The organism is Gammaproteobacteria bacterium, assembly GCA_003696665.1.
In the GTDB taxonomy this organism is placed as follows: Bacteria; Pseudomonadota; Gammaproteobacteria; order Enterobacterales.
Map to the genome: position 1 here is coordinate 1 of RFGJ01000665.1, position 1,534 is coordinate 1,534.

Genomic DNA, 1,534 nt, shown 5'->3' on the forward strand with positions numbered 1-1,534 from the left:
ATCCTACCGCGCGCTCGCTCTTCGACCGGATCTGAGACAGGTATGGCCCGCTATAGCGCCGGTGAATGATGATGAATATCGTATGAAGAGGATTTGAGGTTTTCTATGATTCCTCCATGCACATTTTAAAAAAAGTTCTTTTCATAACTATTTATTTAAGCCGCCAAGCTTGTTGGTACATAGTTGTCATCATACATCTTGCCGGTTCGGATTATCGCAAAAACGATATGGATAATCTTGTTACGCATGTTGTTGAGCACAAGGGCTTCGGCTTTTCCTTCAGCGAGTTTGCGCTGGTAGTATCGTCCCAGCCTCGAGTTGGATTTTGCAGCGGCGATGGCCGCTTGGGAAAGTATGCCCTTGACCTCTTTTTGGGCTCGTTGTGAGGTGGCTGCTTTGCTTGTGTATTGCCCCGAGGCAAAGACAAAAGGTGCGGCGCCGGCATGACAGGCAAACTTCCTGGGGTCGTCAAAGTCTTCAAAATCATTGGTATAGACGATGAACATGCAGGCCGTCAGAAAACCTACACCGGGAATGCTCATCAACAACTTGAAACGTTCTTTGAGCTGTTTGTGGGTCTGAATGATTTGTTGCATGGCCTGCTCGATATTCTGGATTTCTTCGTCCAGGTTTTGGATAAGCCTGCCAAGTACTTGTTTTTCAATCTCTTCGCCCCCGAATTGATTGATAGCACGCAGGCGATTCTTGTGACGGGTGCGTTCCTGGACGAGTTTCTGGCGCAGGCGCAGCAGGCGGGTGAGGCTGTGGATATGGGACTGGCGCTGCCGGTATAGTCGGGCCTCATCGACATAACGCCAGGCATAGCGGGCAATGCGCCGGGCATCCAGCGAGTCGTTCTTGCCACGCATGGGTTCATAGGTCTTGCGGATTTTGAGCGGATGCTCCACCCAGGCATCAATGCCGAGCAAGGTCACAACCTTGAGCAGCCATGCGTTGTAAATACCAGTGGATTCTACACACAGCAACAGGCTTTGGGCGGAGATGTGGTGCGTGCGGAGCAGTTTGTTGAGTGCTGCGCAAATGTGTTTGAATTGGTTGCGCACCTCAAATTCGCATACGATTTCCCCTTTGGCGTCGGCAAGGGCAAAGTTGAGTTTGGCCTTGCTCGTGTCACAGCCGAGGAAAAAGTCATAGCTCTTTTCTATAGCTGAAATTTTTTAATTTTTAAGTTGCTCAAACAGTGTTTATTCGGGACATCTCGAATCCTTTATTGGCTTTAATAAGCCAGTTATCTATATGAGATTTTCCGAATATGCAGGCGAGGTGGTCCAAAACCTCAATTAGGCTTCAAGCCTGGAACCAAGGAAGGTTTACCACCCGCCTGTGCTGTTTGAGCTTTTCAAAGAAAAGAACCAGGTTTTGTTTTTTATTTGTTATAAACATGAATATATATCTAATCCTTTAGGGCTAATCTAAAGGAATCGAGGAATCGCCGGTTGAGACTCGCTGCGCTCGATGTTGATAGCCGCTGCGCGGCCTGTTGAGACGCCGCTGTCGCGGCGATGTTGAGAGG

Annotated in this window: 1 protein-coding gene; it reads right to left on the reverse strand. The window is 48.7% G+C overall.

The window, feature by feature from the left end:
- Positions 1–155: 155 nt before the first annotated feature.
- Complete coding sequence (locus D6694_15825; protein RMH32746.1) at positions 156–1,175, reverse strand: IS110 family transposase; 1,020 nt, start codon at positions 1,173–1,175, stop codon at positions 156–158.
- Positions 1,176–1,534: the final 359 nt, after the last annotated feature.